Annotated in this window: 10 protein-coding genes; all 10 read right to left on the bottom strand. The window is 73.5% G+C overall.

Going from position 1 to position 18,185, the window contains the following annotated elements; all coding sequences use genetic code 11:
* Positions 1-1,334: 1,334 nt before the first annotated feature.
* The gene (locus tag DEI82_RS16445) at positions 1,335-3,323 is read right to left on the bottom strand and encodes an FHA domain-containing protein (RefSeq protein WP_220037482.1); all 1,989 of its coding nucleotides are present in this window, start codon (positions 3,321-3,323) and stop codon (positions 1,335-1,337) included.
* Positions 3,324-3,430: 107 nt separating this feature from the next.
* Complete coding sequence (locus DEI82_RS04650; protein WP_111013235.1) at positions 3,431-5,815, bottom strand: transglutaminase domain-containing protein; 2,385 nt, start codon at positions 5,813-5,815, stop codon at positions 3,431-3,433.
* Positions 5,812-7,230 carry a DUF58 domain-containing protein gene (locus DEI82_RS04655; RefSeq protein WP_111013234.1) on the bottom strand — a complete coding sequence of 473 codons (1,419 nt, stop codon included), beginning with the start codon at positions 7,228-7,230 and terminating at the stop codon, positions 5,812-5,814. Before DEI82_RS04655 ends, DEI82_RS04650 begins: the two co-directional genes overlap by 4 nt.
* Entirely contained in the window at positions 7,227-8,198 is a 972-nt protein-coding gene (locus tag DEI82_RS04660) for a MoxR family ATPase (protein WP_111013233.1), read from the bottom strand. The genes DEI82_RS04655 and DEI82_RS04660 overlap by 4 nt, the downstream gene beginning before the upstream one ends.
* Positions 8,199-8,245: 47 nt before the next feature.
* Complete coding sequence (locus DEI82_RS04665) at positions 8,246-14,089, bottom strand: Ig-like domain-containing protein (RefSeq protein WP_111035918.1); 5,844 nt, start codon at positions 14,087-14,089, stop codon at positions 8,246-8,248.
* Positions 14,090-15,496 (bottom strand): serine/threonine-protein kinase, encoded by a 1,407-nt coding sequence (locus tag DEI82_RS04670; protein ID WP_111013231.1) that lies wholly within the window; start codon positions 15,494-15,496, stop codon positions 14,090-14,092. It lies immediately after the preceding gene.
* Between the two features lie 145 nt (positions 15,497-15,641).
* Positions 15,642-16,469, bottom strand: coding sequence for a PP2C family serine/threonine-protein phosphatase (locus DEI82_RS04675; protein ID WP_111009188.1), 828 nt, complete (start codon positions 16,467-16,469; stop codon positions 15,642-15,644).
* Between the two features lie 13 nt (positions 16,470-16,482).
* Positions 16,483-17,064, bottom strand: coding sequence for an FHA domain-containing protein (locus DEI82_RS04680; RefSeq protein ID WP_111025662.1), 582 nt, complete (start codon positions 17,062-17,064; stop codon positions 16,483-16,485).
* 70 nt (positions 17,065-17,134) lie between these two features.
* The gene (locus tag DEI82_RS04685) at positions 17,135-17,908 is read right to left on the bottom strand and encodes a YaaA family protein (RefSeq protein WP_111013382.1); all 774 of its coding nucleotides are present in this window, start codon (positions 17,906-17,908) and stop codon (positions 17,135-17,137) included.
* On the bottom strand, positions 17,905-18,183 hold the full coding sequence (locus DEI82_RS04690; RefSeq protein ID WP_111009190.1) for a F0F1 ATP synthase subunit epsilon: 279 nt from the start codon (positions 18,181-18,183) through the stop codon (positions 17,905-17,907). Before DEI82_RS04690 ends, DEI82_RS04685 begins: the two co-directional genes overlap by 4 nt.
* Positions 18,184-18,185 lie beyond the last annotated feature (2 nt).

Here is an 18,185-nt window from a genome sequence, read left to right on the forward strand (position 1 = left end):
GGGACCGGCGGCAACACCGGCACGATGCCATCGGCACCGTCCGCCACGAGGTCGATCGGCTCGACGGACCCGCCGGGCAGCAGACGGCAGCCCCCGGCGTCCACGAGCAGCCGGGTCCGGACGGCGGGCGGCACGTCGGCGCGCGTCGGGGCGAGGACGACCCAGCCGAGCGCGCCGGGCGGACCGTGCCTGGGGTGCACGACGGCCACCGCGGTCCCGTCCGACGTCCAGCCGAGCGCGCCGGCGGGCGGCCGCCCGGCGGCCGGCAGGCCCGACACCACCTCGTCGCCCACACTCCGGATCTCGACGTGCTCGCCTCCGGCGCCGTCGGCCAGCGCCGTCACGACCGCACGGAACACGGCGCGTGCGGCGACGCCCCGGCCGACGACCGCGAGGCCGCCGGCCACGTCGGCGACGACGGCGGACCAGCCGATGACCTCGTCAGGCACGCCGTCGACGTGGTCCCGCATCGCACCGATCCGGGACGCTGCCCCGCTTCGCTCCGGCCGGTGACCGAGGAGCACGGGCAACCGACCGAGGTCCTGAGCATGCTGGGCACGGTCGATGTCGAGGCCGGGTGCGCCATCGGGAGTCGACGGGGCCGGACCCGCCCGCCCCGTCGGAGACGGTCCACCACCCGGCCGACGCGACGCCCAGCGGACGGCCACGAGCGCGGCTGTGGTTGCGATGACACCGACGATGCGGGAGACGGCGGCATCAGCCGTCCCCGAGAGCGCGGACACGGCGCTGCCCAGGGCGACCACCGCCGTGGCGAGGGCCAGGACGGCGCGGCCACGGCCCTCCTGACCGTTCTGCATGGCACGAGCGTGACGCACACCGGACGCGACCCCGGCACCGAGGGGGCGCGCGGTGTGGGACCTCCGGATCCCCGCCGTCTGTGGAGGAGGAGCGTCGCGGGTCCTGACCTCGCGTGTTCTCGGATCCGGTCGTCGGCAGGGTCGACACCGCGACCCGTACGTGGACGCCGAGCCGCGTCGGGAGGGTTCAGGCCGCGTGCTCCTGGTCCCCGGTACCGGGGCTCGACGATCGCGTGCGAGGCCGCGCCGACGTGCTCGTGTGCGACCATCGCGGCCTCGACCCCCTCGACCCCCTCGACGGACGAGCTCTTGTACAGGGTCGGCTGATGCGCCCGCGAGGAGCGCCCCGGCGATCGGGAGCCCTCGAGCGCGCGATGGCGGAAGCGCGGATCGACCGCTCGTGGAAACGACCGCGGATCGCCGGGACGAAGGCCGAGTCGAGGGACACCACGACGCCAGCACGTCATCCCGGCCCCCGAAGGCCCCGTCCGGTCCGCCCGACGCGGCGCCTTCCGCCTACTGCACCAGGAAGAACTGCTCGCCGATGTCGACCCGCGCCCCGCGCTCGACTCGGTAGCGGCGTCCGGGCTCACACCGGCGGATGCTGCCGTCGATGTGCCGGATCACCGTGCCGTTGCCGGAGAACCGGTCGGACACCCACAGGTCGTCGCCCTCCCGCCCCAACTCGAGGTGCGTCTTCGACACCGACTTGCCGGGGTCGACGATCGTGATGACCTCGTCGATCCGCTCACCCGGCTCGGGGCGCGGGAGGCGTCCGAGCAGCCCGGAACCGACGAGCCCGACCCGCTCGCCCGTGCTGAAGTGCAGGACGACGGGAGCGCGCTGGGGCGAACGGGCGACGATGCGTGTCGCCTCGACGTCCTCGCCGTCATCGTCCTGCCGCCGTCGACTCCACGTGCGGAGGGTGTCCTCGGCGATCGGCGACGGTGGGATGGGTGGGAGCGTCGGGCGCAGCGGTGCGGCCGCGGGCGGCTCGTCGAGGCGACCCGGCATCGGCGGAAGGTCGTCCGACGGCGCTGAGGCGGCGTGTCCGGCACGCATCCGGGACGCCGGATCCGGCACGGCAAGGGGTGCTGCGTCTCCGGAGTCGGCCTGCGGCAGCGGCTGCGCGTCAGCCACGTGGTCCGCGTCGGCGTCCTGGTCCGGGTCGCCCTGGTCCGCCTCGGCGTCCTGGTCCGCCTCGGCGTCCTGGGGCGCGTTGGCCTGGGACGCGTCGTTGTCCTGGGGCGCGTCGGCCTGGGACGCGTCGGTGTCCTGGTCGGGGTCGGGGTCGTCTACAGCGTCGGAGCCGGCGTCGGTACTGGCCTCGTCCGCGCTCCCGGACACGGGGTCCGAGTCGTCCACGATCGACCAGTCGGGTCGCTCCATCGGGAGCGGCACCACGGGGCCCGTGTACGCCGCGGTCACCGCCGGCACGACGGCGCCGCACTCCTCGCAGAAGATGTCGTCCGGCTCGAGGGGGTGCCCGCACACGTGGCACATCGCTCCCTGCGCTCCCGGCGCCACGAGCGGCACGGGGCGTGGCGCGACGCGCCGCTCCGGGAAGGGCATGATGACCGCGGTGTCGCCCGGTCCCGGGACGTCCGTGGTGACGCCGGCTGCCCGGGATCGCGAGTCGTCGTCCCGGGTGCGATCGTCCTGGCCACGGGCGTCCCCGCGGCCCTCGAGTCCGTCGTGACCCTCGGCATGGCCGTGCCCCTCGGATCCGTCCTGACCCGCGGCTGCGTCATGACCGCTCGCGGCTGCGTCATGACCGCGCCCGGCGTCGTCCGCGCGGCCGTCGACGGCGGCGGGAGCGTCTCCGGCGTTCGAGCGCTCTCCCGGCACCGCGTCGTCGTCTCGGTCCACCGGGTCGGCTTCCGTGCCGGAAACGGCTGCGGTGTCGGCATCGTGGCCCGCATCAGCCGCTGCGGTGGGCCGGTTCCGCCCGACCCACCACGTGGGAGCGGCGGGTTCGGGAACGACCGGATCGGGGACGCGGCGCTGCGGCGTGGGCGGCGCGACGAGCGTCACCTCGGGGTCCTCGTCGAGCTGATCCGCCCGGGTGGCCGCACCGGGTGTGTCCACCGGAGCGCCGTCGTCGACCCGACCGGCTCGGTCGTCCGGGCGGTCGTCGACCGGAACGGGCCGGATGCGGTCCGGGTCGAGCGAGGGTTCCGTGCGTCGGCCGGCCCAGCTCGCGAGACCGCTGTCCGAGCCGTTCACATGGCTCGGTGCGCTCCGCGGCGCGAACCGACGGTCGCCGTCGTCGTCCGGGTCGTGCGGGCGCCGGATCTCGTCCCCACCGCGACCGGACTCGTCGCGCCGGTCGGACGCGCCGGTGAGCCAGGCACGCGTCGCGGGGTCGAGCGTGGTCTCCGGCAGCCAGGCATCGGCCGCGGGGTCCGGTCGCCCGGCCGAGGGGGCCGGCGGGCGGAGCGGCGGTGGTTGCGGGGCGCGTCCGGGCTCCGGTTCGACGGAGCGACGTGCCGTCGCCACCGACACCGACCGACCACACTCACCGCAGATGATGGCCCCGTCCGGGAGCGGCGATCCGCAGTGCTCACATCTGATCACTCGTGACCTCTGTCCTCGTTCGAACTCCCGCCATGCTACCCAGCGGAACCCGGCGTCGAGGACGACCGAGCCGGAGCGGACGCGCGCGGCGACCGTGGCCGACGCAGGGAACGGAGCGACGTGGCGGCCCGGAACCGCTGCCACCGCGTCCGGCCGTCCTGCAGCGCCCGCACCGCGGTGTCGGTCGCGGACCACATGCGGTCCGCCGTGGCACCGTCCGCGTCGGCGGGGCCGAACACGACCCGGTCGGCGAGCGCGGCCAATCCCGCTGCCGCCGGGTCCGGTGCCATGCCCGCGACGTCCCGCCGTGTGGCCGCACGTCCGATCGGGACGCCTCGGTCGGTCAGGGCGTCGCGGTACTCGTCCCAGGCGCCGACGACCCGTGCGCGGCCCGTGGGAGCACGACGGCGGCGACGTCGACGCAGGCGTTTGCGGGCGACGACCACGGCGAACGGCAGTGCGACGAGCGCCGCGACGGCCAGCGCCCCGATGACCCAGGGCAGCGCCGCCAGCAGGATCCGGAGCCACAGCGGCGCCTCCGGCGGGGTACCGCGGTCGCTCTGTGGCGGGGTCTGGGTGTCCTGGTCCTCCTGTGCCGCGGGCGGTGGCGGGACGACCGTCTCGGGTCGTGTGACGGGCTGCGGGGTCTGGTCCTGGTCCTCGGGGATCGCCCGGACGGGCGGGTTCGGGTCGATCATGACCCAGCCGTACTGGGCGGTGTCGACCTCGATCCGAGCAGTGACGTCCGCACCACGGAAGGTCGTCCGACCGGTGTCGACGCGGTCTGCCCCGGAACCGCCCGACGCGAACCCGAGGACCACCCGTGCCGGGAACCCGAGGTCCTGCGCCATGAGGGACGCGGCGACGGCGTACTGTTCGCCGTCCCCGATCATGAGCGGCGCGGTGAGGAGCTCGGTGATGCGGTCGGCACCGTGGCCCGAACGGCTCGGTCGGTCGTCGCCCACACCGTGGCTGACGTACCCGTGCGTGCGCAGCGCCGCGATCACGGCCGCGAGCTTGCGACCCGTGCCGGTGACGCCCTTCGTCGTCGCGGCGACGGTGTCCGACACGGCCTGGGGGACCTGTGTCGGGGTCGGGACCCGGGCAGCACCGGGGCGCGCGCCGGCGAGCTCCGCTGCGGACGGTCGGGCGGGGACCACCGCGGTCAGCGAGTAGGCGGTCCCGCGGCCCACTCCGCCGACGACGGCCGCGGTGCCGGTGCTCCGGTCGTAGTAGAACGCGTTCCGTTCGGCATCGGCGTGGGAGCCGGTGAACCGGATCTGTTCGAGGTCACCGACCGTGGGCACCCAGACCCCGCCGTACCCGCGTACCTGCACGTCGACGTGCACCCGGCGGCCTCGGACACCGCTCGTGTCGACGGACGTCGGGACCCGACTGAACGTGCCGGACGCGGAGGCACCCGACGGCCCGCCGACGGAGTACACAACGCCGTCGTAGGTGTCGAGCGTCGCGATCCGGACGAAACCGTCGGCCGGGAGCCCGGTGACGGTGAGCTGCGGGGCGTCCGCCGTTCCCGCCTCCTCGTACGCGCGGAACCCGCTCAACGGGCTGACGTAGTCGCGGGGGTCGAACGGCGCGACGACGCTGCTCCGTGCGACGCGGCGGTCGGCGTGCGGGGTCGCGACCACCCCGAGCCCACTCGCGAGGACCCCGGCGGCGACGATGGTCGCGAGTCCCACGAGCGACGGGCGCACGATCGACCGACCGACGTGGACCCGGCTCCCGGCGGTCCCCGCGACCGCGACCGCGCGACGCACCCGCCGGGACACGAGCGCCCACGCCAGGGCCGCCCCCACGAGCACGACGCCGGACACCACGGGGTAGGCGAGCCGCGTGGGGCCGACGAGGACGCCGACCGCGAAGAACGCGAGCGGTGGAAGCGCCGCGATCTCCGGACGGGGTGTCCGGACGGCGGTGGTCACGCCGACGACGACGACGACGAGCGCGGACGCGAAGTAGGGCACGAGGAGCGCCTCGTAGTCGCCCACCGGCGGCCCGATGGTGAGCAGGCGCTTCCACCCGAGGGCGACCGACGAGAACAGGTCCACGAGACCGGCCGGAGTCGGCAGGACCCCGGCTGCCTCGGTCGGGACCGCGGCGGGCACGCCGACGAGGGTGAACGCCGCCACCGTCAGTGCCAGGAGCACCGGGCCGGGGAGGCGCCACCACGAGCCCGCCAGCGCGATCAGCGCCCCGGCGACCACCGCCGCGACGCCGGCCCCCACCATGGCGGACGACCGGTAGAGCGGCCACCACGCGACACTCGCGAGGCCCACGAGCAGCACGACCACGAGCGTGCCGCCGACGACGCGCAGGACCGCGGGACGCCGCTGCCGGCGCTCGCGCTCCGCCCGACGCGAGGAGACGTCGGCGGCGGCCGCGACCGGCTGGGCGCTCACGCCGCTGCCGATCGTCGCAGGGCGTGCCGGAGGTCTTCGAGGTACCCGATCGTGATGACGGTGAGTCCGGGCACCCGGACGACACGCGGCGGCGACTCGGTCTCGCAGATCACCGCGACGACCTCGACGCCGACGGGGAACCGGGTCGCGGCGAGCCGCAGCGCACCGAGTCCGACGGCGGAGCCCACGACGAGGAAGGCGACGGACGTCCCGACGCTGTCGTCACCGACGATCCGGGCCACCTCGCTGGTGGGCAGGGAAGCATCGGAGGCCGCGACGCGCGCGAAGTCGTCGAGCAGCAGCGACGGCGATCGTGTCGTCAGCGGGTGCACCGCGTACACCCGACGCCGCGCGAACTCCGGTGTCCGCGCTGACACGACCACGGTGACCTCGCGACCGTCACGGATGGCGCGGTCGCCGAGGGACGCCGCAGCGCTCACGGCGAGCTCGAACTCGTCGTCGTCGCCGAACTCGCTCCGGGCCGTCCCGAGCGCGACCACGAGGTGCGATCGGCGTGTCTCCTCGAACTGACGGACCATGAGCGCGCCGGTCTTGGCCGTCGACTTCCAGTGCACCGTGCGCGGGTCGTCGCCCGGCTGGTACTCGCGGATGGCGTGGAACGCGATGTCCGCGGGCGACAGGTCGCGCGTGACCTGCCCTTCGAGGTCGCGGACGAGACCGGTGCTGGTGGACGGGATCGCGATCGTGCGCGGGTGCACGATCACCTGCTCCCGCTGCGTCCAGACGACCTCGCGTCGGACGAGGCCGACCGGGTCGGCGCGGACGCCGCGGACGGGCCCGACGTCGAGGACACCGCGGCGGAGGGTCGGGACCGGGACCTCCCGCTCGACCGTGTCCTGCGGGGCGATGCCCGGCAACGCGACGTCGACGAGTCCGGGTCCGACGGGGACCTCGACGCTCGTGGCGACCGTGGGCACGCGGCCCGGGTTCTCCGCCGTGATCCGGACCGTGGCCGTGCCCCCCACCGCGACCCTGCGGGTGGGCAGGTGCATCCGGACGGCCAGGCGCGACCGCCCGACCAACGCGACGAGCGCCACGACCGCGAGCACGACACCGGTCCAGCCGACGGCGACGACCTCGCGCAGCCCGTACCGGTACCCGAGGACGAGCGCGACCGCCGTGAGCACCGCCACGGTCCAGCCGAGTCCGGTGACGACCGACGCGACCTGCCCCCCGACCCGCGCGCCGAGCCTCCCGACCGCTCGCGCGAGACGGGCTGCGCCCGCCACGGCGTCCGCCGCCCCGCCTCGGGAGCCGCCGACCAGGTGGGTGCGCGCGTTCGTCGCGCCGAGCGTCGCGGTCCGTTCGACGCCCGGGCGACGCGACCGGGTCCCTCCCGGCCGACGGGACGCCGTCCCGGTCGGGGCCCGGTCGCGGGTGGCGCGGTCGGTCACGGAGCCACCCGGTCGACGGGCGGCGGTGTCTCGACCACGAGCTGCGCGACGACGCTCGTCGTGCTGACGCCGTCGAACTCCGCCTCGGCGTCGAGCACGATCCGGTGTGCCAGGACCGGCTCGGCCAGCGCCTTGACGTCGTCGGGGGTCACGTAGTGCCGTCCGCTGAGCGCGGCGAAGACGCGGGCTGCTCGCATGAGCCCCATCGCGCCCCGCACGCTGACGCCGAGACGCACCTCACTCGACGCTCGGGTGCCGTCGACGAGTCGCGCGACGTAGTCCGCGATGACGGGGTCGACGTGGACGGTGCGGGCGAGCGCGGCCATCTCGGTGATCGTGGCGGCGGGCACGACGCTCGCGAGCGGCACCGACGCGGAGGGTGCGGACGGGGTCTCGAGGATCCGCACGGTCGCCGCGTGATCCGGGTACCCGATCGACGTCTTCATGAGGAAGCGGTCGAGCTGCGCCTCGGGCAGACGGTACGTTCCCGCCTGTTCGATCGGGTTCTGCGTGGCGATGACCATGAACGGTGCGGCGAGACGATGCGTCACGCCGTCCACGGTCACGGCGGACTCCTCCATCGCCTCGAGGAGCGCGGACTGCGTCTTCGGGCTCGCTCGGTTGATCTCGTCGGCGAGCACGACGTTGGCGAACACCGGACCGCGGTGGAACTCGAACTCGCTCGTGCGCTGGTCGTACACGCTGATGCCCGTGATGTCGCCCGGCAGCAGGTCGGGCGTGAACTGGATCCGGGCAGTCGAACCCTGCACGCTCTGCGCGAGCGCTCGGGCCATGCTCGTCTTGCCCGTGCCCGGGACGTCCTCGAGCAGCAGGTGCCCCTCGCTCAGCATCGCCGTCACCGCGAGTCGGATCACGAAGGTCTTGCCGAGCAGCACCTGCTCGACGTTCGTGACGATGCGGCCGGCGACGTCGGCGAACCAGGTCGCCTGCTCGGGGGTCATGCTCATGCGGATGTCGTTCCTCTGCGGTCGTGGTGACGTCGGTCACGCGCCGTTCAGCCGTCGGTCGATTGTGGAACGGCCGGCGTGGTGATCGGCGCCGACGCGCCCGTCGGGTCCTGCTGTCCGTTCACCGTCGCCTGCACGCGGATCGTGTCGTACCCCACGGGCACCGGGTCCGTGGTGGTGAACGCTTCGCCCGTCACCGGGTCCGTGTCGGTGCACAACCCCGAGGCGCCACCGATGCAGTAGCTGACGTCGTAGCCGCTGGGCGCGAGCCGACCGTCGTTGTCCGGAGCGTTCACGACGGGCGCCTGGCCCTGCACAGCGCTCGCGATGGTCGCACGCGTGGTGAAGGGCTGGACGGACACGGGGTCGCTCGTGCTGCAGTAGTCGTCCGACGCCGTCGCGCAGGCCACCAATCGGATGGCCGCCTGGTCACCGTACCCGGTGCCGGTCGACCACGTGTCCCCGGTCAGCGGCACCTCCGAGCCACCGTTCACGGTGTAGGCGTAGTGGTCCACGCGACTGCTGGCCGAGGACACCCCGCTGATCCGGATCTGCCAGTTCGGCGAGGTCGGGTCCACCTGCTCGACGTCGACGCTGCCCGTCGGCGTCGCCGGCGGCGCGTAGCTCGTGACGCTCGTCGGGGCGCTGGCGCTGCAGAAACGGCCGTTGTCGGCGTACGCGACGTACTGGTAGTCGCCGTCGCCGCTGATCGTGTCGGTGTCGGTCGCTCCGAACGTCGCACCGGCTCCCGTCGGCGGGCAACCGGACGGGATCGCGGCGCCCGGATCGAACCGGGCGATCGTCAGGCGCGTGGCCGTGCCTCCGGCCCAGTCGGCCTCCGCGGAGGACAGCCGCACCGTGGTCCGTCCTTGGCCGTCGGGGCTGCCCGTGGCCGAGAGCGACGGGGTTGCCGGCTGACCGACGGCCGTCGCGGCGGCGGACGTCCGCTCGTTCCAGTCCGCGGTCGAGAGGACGAGGGCCGCGTTCCGCGCCGACACGGTGGCGGTGTACTGGCCGCCCGGCTGCAGGCCGTCGAACGAGGTGGACGTGGTCGCCGCGCCGACCGTCTGCGCCTGCGTGCCGGACGGCCCCTCGAGGGTGACGACGTAGTTCGAGACCGTGGACCCCGTGCCCGGTCGTGGGACGGCCGCCCACTGCACGACGAGCCGACGTGGCGTCTCCTTGGCCGGCGTGACCGTCACCGAGGCCGGGGCCGCCGGGATGAAGTCGTCGCTCATCACGGCGCTCGCCCCGGACGGCTTCGAGCTGCCGGCCGCGTTCACCGCGGTGACGGTGAACGTGTACCGCTCCTGCGGATCGAGGTCGTTGAGCGTGCAGACGGTGCTCGCACCGCAGTCGTGCGTCGCGGTGCGGCCACCCGAGGTCCGGCTGGTCACGCGGTAGTCCGAGATGGCGGCGTTGTTGGCCGCCGGTGCGTTCCAGGTGAGCGACAACGACCCACCCTGGTACGTCCCCGTCCTGGTGGGCACGGAGGGCTGCTCCGGGACGTCCTGGACCGACACGGTGACGTCGCCCCAGACGTACCGGTCGCGGTCGTTCGTCGCGTCCGCGACCTCGTACTGCAGGTGGGTGTCGACGGGGCGAGCGGACGCGGCCACCCGGACCGTCAGGCGCGCACGGTCGGCGCTCGGGGTGATCGACACGCCCGCCGGGACGCCGCCGGACAGTCCGCGGATCGCGACCACCCGCAGGGGCCGACCGGGGAACGGGTTGGTCGCGGCGTCGTTCGCCAGGACGTCGACGTCGGCGGTCTGTCCACGCTTGACGACGGCGCGGTCCGCGGCCGGCTGCACGAGCGGACGGGTCGACGCCACGACCTCCACCGCGATCGTGCCGCTGCGACCCGCCGCACTCCGGTCGGCGACGCCGACGCCGACGGACGCCGTCGAGCCCTTGGTCGCGTCGTCGTCGACCGCGAGCGTCATCCGCTGCCCGCTGATCGTCGCCGTGACGCCGCTGGCGGGGCGGCTCACGACGTCGTAGCGCAGCTCGCCGAGGTCCTTCGGGTAGGGGTAGTCCGTCAGCCTCGTGAGGTCCACCGTCCGGCGGTCACCCGGCTGCAGCTCGATCGTGCTCCCGGTGAACGACGGCGGCTGGTTGGTGCGCGGGGTCACCTTGATCGGCAGGACGAGCGTCGCCACGCGGCCCTTGCCTCCGTTCGCGTCGGAACCGTCGGTGACCTCGAACGAGATCGAGGCGTTCCCGTAGTAGAGCTTGGCGGAGGTGAACGACAGGGTGGTCGGGTCGACGACGAGGTCGGCCCCGTTCGCATGGGTCGCCTTGACGGTGCTCGGGTCGGTCACGTGCGCGACGGCGCCGTTGGCCGTCACCACGTACTTCGACAGCGGGATCTGGACCGTCGACTCGCTCCGCACCGTGATCGCCGGGGCGGTGCGGTCGATCTGCGGCAGCGCGTCGTCGAGTCCGGGCACGTGCACGAACGCGTACGAGACGACGTCAGGGTGGTCGCGACGCGCGACGGAGAACGGGATGATCCGGGACCGGGCCGTCACCGGGACCACGATCCGGCCCGACCGCGTGACCCGCGCGCCGTCCGCGTAGCCGCGGACGAGCCCGACGCGGAGGTCCGCGGTCGAGCCCTCGGCGAAGAACGTGTTCGCGAGGACGTCGACGGAGACCGCCTTGCGATGCAGGATGTCGACGAGGTCGAGGGTGGAGTCCGAGACCTCCGGCCGGAGCGGTGCGGCGTCCCGGTCGACGGTGACGGTGAGGAAGGCCGTGCTCGCACCGCCGTCGTCGTTCGCGACGGTGTAGAGGACCGCGAAGTCGCCGCGTCGGGCCGCCGGCGGGGGCGTGACCTTGACCTCCTGGTGCCGCAACACACGGGCCTCGAGACCGGGACCGTTCGGCTCGGCTCGCGTGACCCGCAGGTCACCGCCGTCCGGATCGGAGTCGTTCTCGAGGACCCGGACGGTCACGCTGCCGCCCGGCCGGATGGTGACGTGGTCCGCCTGGGCGACCGGGTTCGACGCCTGGTCCGCCCGCGGCGCGATGCCGACGCGGATGGTTCCGGTCGCACGAGCGCCCAGGGCGTCGACCACCGTGTAGGTGAACTGGTCCGTCCCTGCGGAGTAGTCCCCCGCCGCGTAGTCGAGCGTGGACGCGGTGACGTCGCTGACGGAGCCCTTGTCCGGGTTCGACGCGACTCCGACGAGCTGGACGGAGTCGCCGTCCGGGTCGATCCCCGACAGCGGCACGGTCACCCGCACCGTCTGCCCCGCCACCGCCCGCGCAGTGATCGTGTCCGGGACCGGTGCGGCGTTCGTGGCGGCGTCCCGCTCGCGCACGGCGATCGAGACGACGGCGTCCGCGTGTTGGCCGTCCGGTCCGTCCACGCGGTACACCGCCGTGTAGTTGCCAGGGGTGTCGGGGGCGAGGTACCGGAGGGTGTCTCCCGACACGAACAGCAGACCGGCACCGGCCGGCAGGTTCTGCACCAGGTCCGGCTCGAGCGTCAACGGCTCTCCGTCCGGCTGCGTGTCGTTCGCGAGCACGTCGATCGTCGCCACGTCGCCGACGCGGACGGTCGCGCTGTCGGGCTGGGCGACGGGTGGTTGGACGTGGTCCGGTTCGGGGACCTCGATGACGGTCACCGTGCCGGTGCTCGACGCGAGCCCGTTGGTCTCGGTGTAGGTGAAGGTCACGGGCCCGGAGAGCGGAGCGATCAGCGTCACCCGGACGGTGTGCTGGTCGAGCACGGTGGCCTGCACGCCGCTGCCGCCGTCGACCCCGCTGAGTCCCGTGACGAGCAGGACGCCCCCTGCCGGGTCGATGTCGGTGGCCGTGACGTCCGTGTCCTTCGTGGAGAGCGTGTCCACGAAGACCGTCTTCGGCGTCGTGATGGGCGCGGTCGAGGCGTCCGGCGCCGCCTCGACGGTGACGCGGACGACTCCGGTGGCGGTCTTGGTGCCGTCGGTCACGGTGTAGGCGAGCAGGTGGTCGCCCGGTACGGCGCTCGACACGACGAAGGTGCCCGCGTCGTAGCTCGGCGTCAGCGTGGTCCTGGCCACCGCCGGGACGCTGGTCAGGTTCACCGTGCCGTTGCCGCCGCGCACGTGGTCGAGCGGGTGCACCGTCAAGGGCTCACCCGCGTACGCCTGCACCGCGAACGAATCCGCGGACAGGGGCGCCTTGCCCTGTGCGTCCACGTCGACCGTGAGGGTCCCCCGTCCCTGCAGGCGCCCGTCGCTCACGACCAGCTGCACGGTGCGCTCGCCGGTGCGACCGGAGTGGTCGGTCACGTCCACGACCCCGTCGGGCGTCGTGGTCACGGTGTCGCCGTCCGGAGCGGAGGCAGAGGCCAGGTAGACGGGGTCGCCGTCGGGGTCGACCCAGTCCGACAGCACGTTCGTCGAGACCGTGCCGGCACGGACGACGACGGCGTGGGTGTCGCGGACCTGCACGGGAGCGCCGTTCTGCGCGGGGGTCTTCACGGTGACGCTCACGGTCGCCGAGGCGGTGCCGCCGTTGCCGTCGCTGATCTCGTAGCGGAAGCGGACCGTGCCCGTCGCTCGCGGCGAGAGGGTGATCTGGAGCTGTTGCCGCTCGTCGATGCGGGCGACCGTCCCCGTCGTACGATCGATGCTGCCGACGTCCTCGATGACGATCGGGTCCCCGTTGGGGTCGTAGTCGTTGAGGAGCACCGGCAGGACCGTCGTCCGGCCCGGCCGCGCACCGAGGACGTCGTCGGTGGCGACAGGCGGCTTCTGCTCGGTGTCCGCGGTCGCGTCGTCGGACGAGGCCTGTCGTTGCTGCCGGTCGTCCTGCTTCTGGATCAGGTCGCCCCAGTTGTCGATGAGCTGCCCGCTCCGGTCGATCGCCCAGGTGCGCCCGGACTCCGGGTCGTTGGCCACGACCGTGTCGCCGTTGTGCTGCACGGTGAGTGCCGCCCCCGACGGCACCGCGTCGAGTCGTTGCACGGCTCGACCGTCGCACGTGTCCACGGCCTGGCCCCCGCTCCACGCGCCGAACGTGCACGAGCCGTCGACGTAGGGGCGCGCGGGCGTGCCGGAGACGCCGAGGCGCACCGCCGTCACCCCGCCCGAGGGTGAGACCCGCAGGAGCCCGGCAGCACTCGCCACGGTCACCGCGGTTCCGGACGACGAGGACCGTTGGAGGGTCGCCCGACCGCTCACCCGGTCGCCGAGGGCGACGCGCCGGCCGTCGATCGCGAGCACGGAACTCGTGCGGTCCAACACGGCCAGGTGGTCGCCGACCACCGCGGTCTGGAGGTCGTGCTTCCGGGACATCGCGACGTCGAACGTCCGTCGGACGCTCAGGGACGTCCCCACCGCGACGAGCGACGCGGTGCCGGTGCGGGGCGAGTAGACGGCCACGTCCGAGTCATCGGCATCGAACACGGCGTCGGCACCGAGGGTGAGGTCGGCCTTCGTGGCGGTGTCGAACGCACCGATCGCGTCGGCAGGGGTCGCCCACAACTGCCCGGTGTCACCGTTGCCGATCACCCCCGTGCCGCCGGCCAGGAACACCTGCGGGGACCCCGAGGGCAACGTGACCGGATCCCCGAGGGTTGCGTCGGCGACGTCCACCCGCGTGAGCGTGCCCTTCGTCTCGTCGACACTCCACACCCGGTGGCCTCGCTGCACCACCGCGAGGGTGTCCGAGGCGGCCGCGACCGCCGTGTTGAGCTGGAGCACGCCGGTGTTCGCGCGGCCGACCGCTCCGTACTGTCCGCTCGGGACCCACACGGTCCCGTCGCCGAGGTCCACCCGCTGCGTGTGGTAGCCGCTCGAAACGATCGCGGTGGTGGCGACGACGACCATCACCACGAACGCGACGATCGTGGTGATGAGCACCGAGCGGTGCCGTCGCAGTACGACGCGCAGCACCTAGTCGTCCCCGATGGTGACGCACTTCTGGGCGCTCTGGTCGCCGTTCTTGCCGTCCCGGTTGACCGCGACGGCGACGCATTCCTCGTCGCCCCGCTTGCCCGAGACGACGAAGCTCCGCCCGGTCTGCTGACTCGTGCCGCCGTTCGAACTGATGACGTACGTGTCACCGGCGCGTGTGCCCGGGTCACCCCAGCGGAACGTGACGGTCGTGCCGACGGTCGTCGCCCGGATGTCCGACACGGTCGGGATCGATCCCGAGCCGGTCCGGGTCAGCACCAGCGTCGCCGACACGGCGACCACGGCGACCACGACGGCGGCCAGGGCGGCCCACAGCAGGGTCGACCGCGACCGCCGGCCGACCCGGGCCGTCGACGCGCTGCGGTGCACCGTGCCGACGCTCCGGGACGCCGTGGTCGTGAGCCCGCCGCGCGGGGACTGCCGCGCACGGCGCCGACGGCCACCGGCGACCGGCGCGGCGACGTTGCGGAGCATGGTGCGGTCCGTGGCGTCACCGACCGACGCCATCGCCCAGTTCTCGACCTCGACCTCGGCCGGGGTCTGCGGTAGACCGAGTTCTGCCTCCACCTGTTGGAGTCCGCGGACGAACTCGATCGCCGTCGCGGGCCGCTGTTCCGGGCGTCGGGACATCGCCGCCGCGAGGAGCCGCTCGAGCGACGGGGGGACGTCGGGCCGCCCGGTCGGCTTCGGCGTGCCCTTGTCGATGCGGCCCATGAGGTCGTCCGCACCGTTCGCGCCACCAGGTACCTCGAAGGGGCTCCGGCCGGCGAGCAACGAGTACACCGTCGCGGCGAGCGAGTAGACCTCGGACTGCACCGAACCGCGGGACTCGTCCATGAGCACCTCGGGCGCGGACCACGGGATCGACATCCCGATCGGTTCGTCCGGGTCGGCCTCGCCGATGGAAGCGGCGATACCGAAGTCCGACAACACCGGGCTGCCGTACGCGGTGCGGAGGATGTTGGAGGGCTTGACGTCCCGGTGCAGGACGCCCTCGCGGTGCGCGGTCTCGAGGGCGGACCCGACGCGGACACCGATCGCGAGGACCTCGGACACCGGGACCGGGTCCCGACGGTAGCGCTCGCTCAACGACGCCGAGCAGAGCTCCATCACGAGGTACGGCCGACCGTCGGCCGCCACGCTGGCCTGGAGCACCGTCAGGATCGACGGGTGGGTGCTGAGCCGCGCCATGAGGTTCGCCTCGGACTGGAACGACTGCCGCACCCGGTCGTCGACGACCTCGTCGAGGAGGACCTTGACCGCGACCTGGCGACGCGGCATGTTCTGCTCGTACAGGAACACGTCGGCGAACCCGCCCGATCCCAGGACGTGCACGTACGTGAAGCCGGGGAGCACGGGTGGCGTGGACGGCAGGCGGCGGGCCATGACCTCTCCTTACGACCACGTGCTCCGAGCGCGACCGCGATCCGGCCCGCAACCCCTCGATTCTACGGAGCGGTCCCGGCGTCGTCGGTCGGTCTGTGGACAACTGCACGGCGTCGGCACCCCAGTTCGGGGGTGGTGACGGACCTCAGGCGGACCGGTGGCGGGGCAGCGTGTCCTCGACGTCGTCGGCGTGCGGCGCGGCGTCGACCTGCAGGACCACGACCGTCACGTTGTCGCGGCCACCGGCGACGATCGCGTCACCCACCAGGCGCTCGGCGAGCTGCTGCGGGTCGTCCACCTTCGCCGCGATCCGGGAGATCCCCACGTCGCCGATCTCCTTCGTGAGACCGTCGGAGCAGATGATGTAGCGGTCACCCGCGTGCAGCGGCAGCGTCCAGAAGTCGGGCTCCGGCGTCTCGCCGAACCCGACCGCGCGCGTGATGACGTTGCTGTCCGGGTGAGACTCGGCGTCCTCGGCGCGGAGCAGCCCGGCATCCACCATCTCCTGGACCACAGAGTGGTCGACGGTCACCCGTCGCATCGCGCCGTTCTCGACACGGTAGGTCCGCGAGTCCCCGACATTGAACACGAGCGCCGCGGGGACGCCCCCTGCCGCGATGATCGCGACGCCCGTCACGGTGGTGCCGGCACCGATCGCGTTGCCCCCGGCCGCGCGCTCGATGTCCGACGTCGCGCGCACGAGCGCGGCCTGGATCGCGTCCTCCGAGGCGAAGACGTCGCGGAGCGCCCCGAGACGACGGACCACCGCGTCGCTCGCCCGGTCCCCCGCGAGGTGGCCGCCCATGCCGTCCGCCACGACGAAGAACGGCGACTCGACGAGGTAGCTGTCCTCGTTGTGGTCGCGACGCCGACCGACGTCGGTCGCGGCCCCCCACGAGAGCGTGAGGGCACCGCCGTCCGCACCGGGCAGGGCCAGGGAGTGCGCCGACGTCGGTCGGCCGAGTTCCGTCACGGGTGGGTCGCTCTCAGTCGTGGTGTCGTGGGATCGGTGGGAGGTCGAGGGGGTCACCGGCCAGACCGCCGCGGGTCGCTTCCGGGATGCGGAGGTGACGGGACAGGATCTCGACGGTGTTGCCGTCCCCGATGTCCACCACCGTACCGGTGAGCACGACGATCGCGGCACCGGAGGGCATGCGGAACGGACGGGCACCGGGCGCACGCACGACCGTGCCGTTCGTGGACGCGAGGTCCTCCACGACGACGGCGGTTCCCTCAGCGCGGACGGCGAGGTGCGAGCCCGAGACCTCACCGTGCCGGGAGGGCACGGTGACGAGCAGCGGCCGTGCGGTGAGCGGCACCCGCGGTGGTGCGGGACGACGACCGATGACCACCGGCCGGTCGAGCCGGACGACCTGTTCGCCGACCCGGATCGCCGGGACGCGCCCGGACTCGACGCCGTCGGTGCCCGGATGCGGCGACCCGGTCGTGGTCGACCCTGCCGTGGGCCGCGCCGGACCGCCGTCGTCACGGGCGTGCCGCACGTGGGGATGCGGCGGGGACGGCCGCGTCACCGGACGTCCGAGGATGGTGTCGTCGTCCTCGCCCATGTCCACCTCCCCGGATCGGTCGTTCCACCGTAGTCGACCGTGCTCCCCTGCCCGCGAGGGGCGGCACTCGTCACACTGTCGCGGGTTCGAGGGTCTCCGCCACGAGGTCCCATCCGTCGGACGTCCGATCGAGCCCGATCCCGACCGTCCGAGCCCAGTCGGCGAGGTCCGACATGGACCCCGGCTCGATCTGAGCCCGACCGAGTGCGGAGACGAGCCGGCCCTTCGCGGTCTTGTTCCAGTGGTTCAGCGCGCGGCGACGGCCGTCCGTTCCCTCCGACACGACGCGGAGCCGGACCGATCCGGACACCGGCCCGAGCGCACGGTACCCCTCGGAACGGAGGTCGAGCACGACGCCGTCGACTCCGCGCGATCCGAGCGCCCGCGCGGTCGACCCCGGCCACACGCTCCCCAGGCGGAGGTTCCCCAGCCGCGCGTCGTGGGACAGGCGGTAGGCCGGGATCGGATCACCAGCCGCGATGGGACCGAACATCGCGGACTGCACGATCACGTGTCGCTGCCACCACTCGCGGACCGCCGGCGGCGCGGAGGACGCGTCGAGTGGGTCGTACAGGACACCCGTGTACCGCTCCACGGCCGGGAGGGTCGGCGCACCCTCCAGGGAGAGGTTGCGGAGACGCTCCCCCACGGATCGCGGACCGAGTCGCAGCGCGTACCGCGCCGACTCGTCGTCAGAACTGACGGAGCGGGCCGCGGCGATCACCGCGACCCGCTCACTGGTCAGTTCTGGGAACGACAGCGCACCGAGGTCGAAGGGGCGCGTGTCGTCACCGCCCTCCCGCTTGGTCTCCGACGGCGGGAGGAGGATCGTCAGTCCGCTCAGGCCCGTCCTCCGGTGGACGCGAGGGCGGCCTGGCGCGCCACGATCGTGACGGTGTCGTGTTCGACCGACAGGAAGCCGTCTTCGGCGTCCGCGTGGACGGTGCTCCCGTCGGCGCGCGAGATCCGCACCTGCCCCTGCGCGAGGATGGCGAGCATGGGCTCGTGCCCCGCGAGGACACCGATCTGCCCCTCGGTCGTCCGGGCCACGACCATGGTGGCGTCGCCCGTCCAGACCTCTTGGTCGGCCGACACGACGCTCACGGTGAGACCGGCCATGA

The organism is Curtobacterium sp. MCBD17_019 (assembly GCF_003234555.1).
Taxonomy (GTDB): domain Bacteria; phylum Actinomycetota; class Actinomycetes; order Actinomycetales; family Microbacteriaceae; genus Curtobacterium.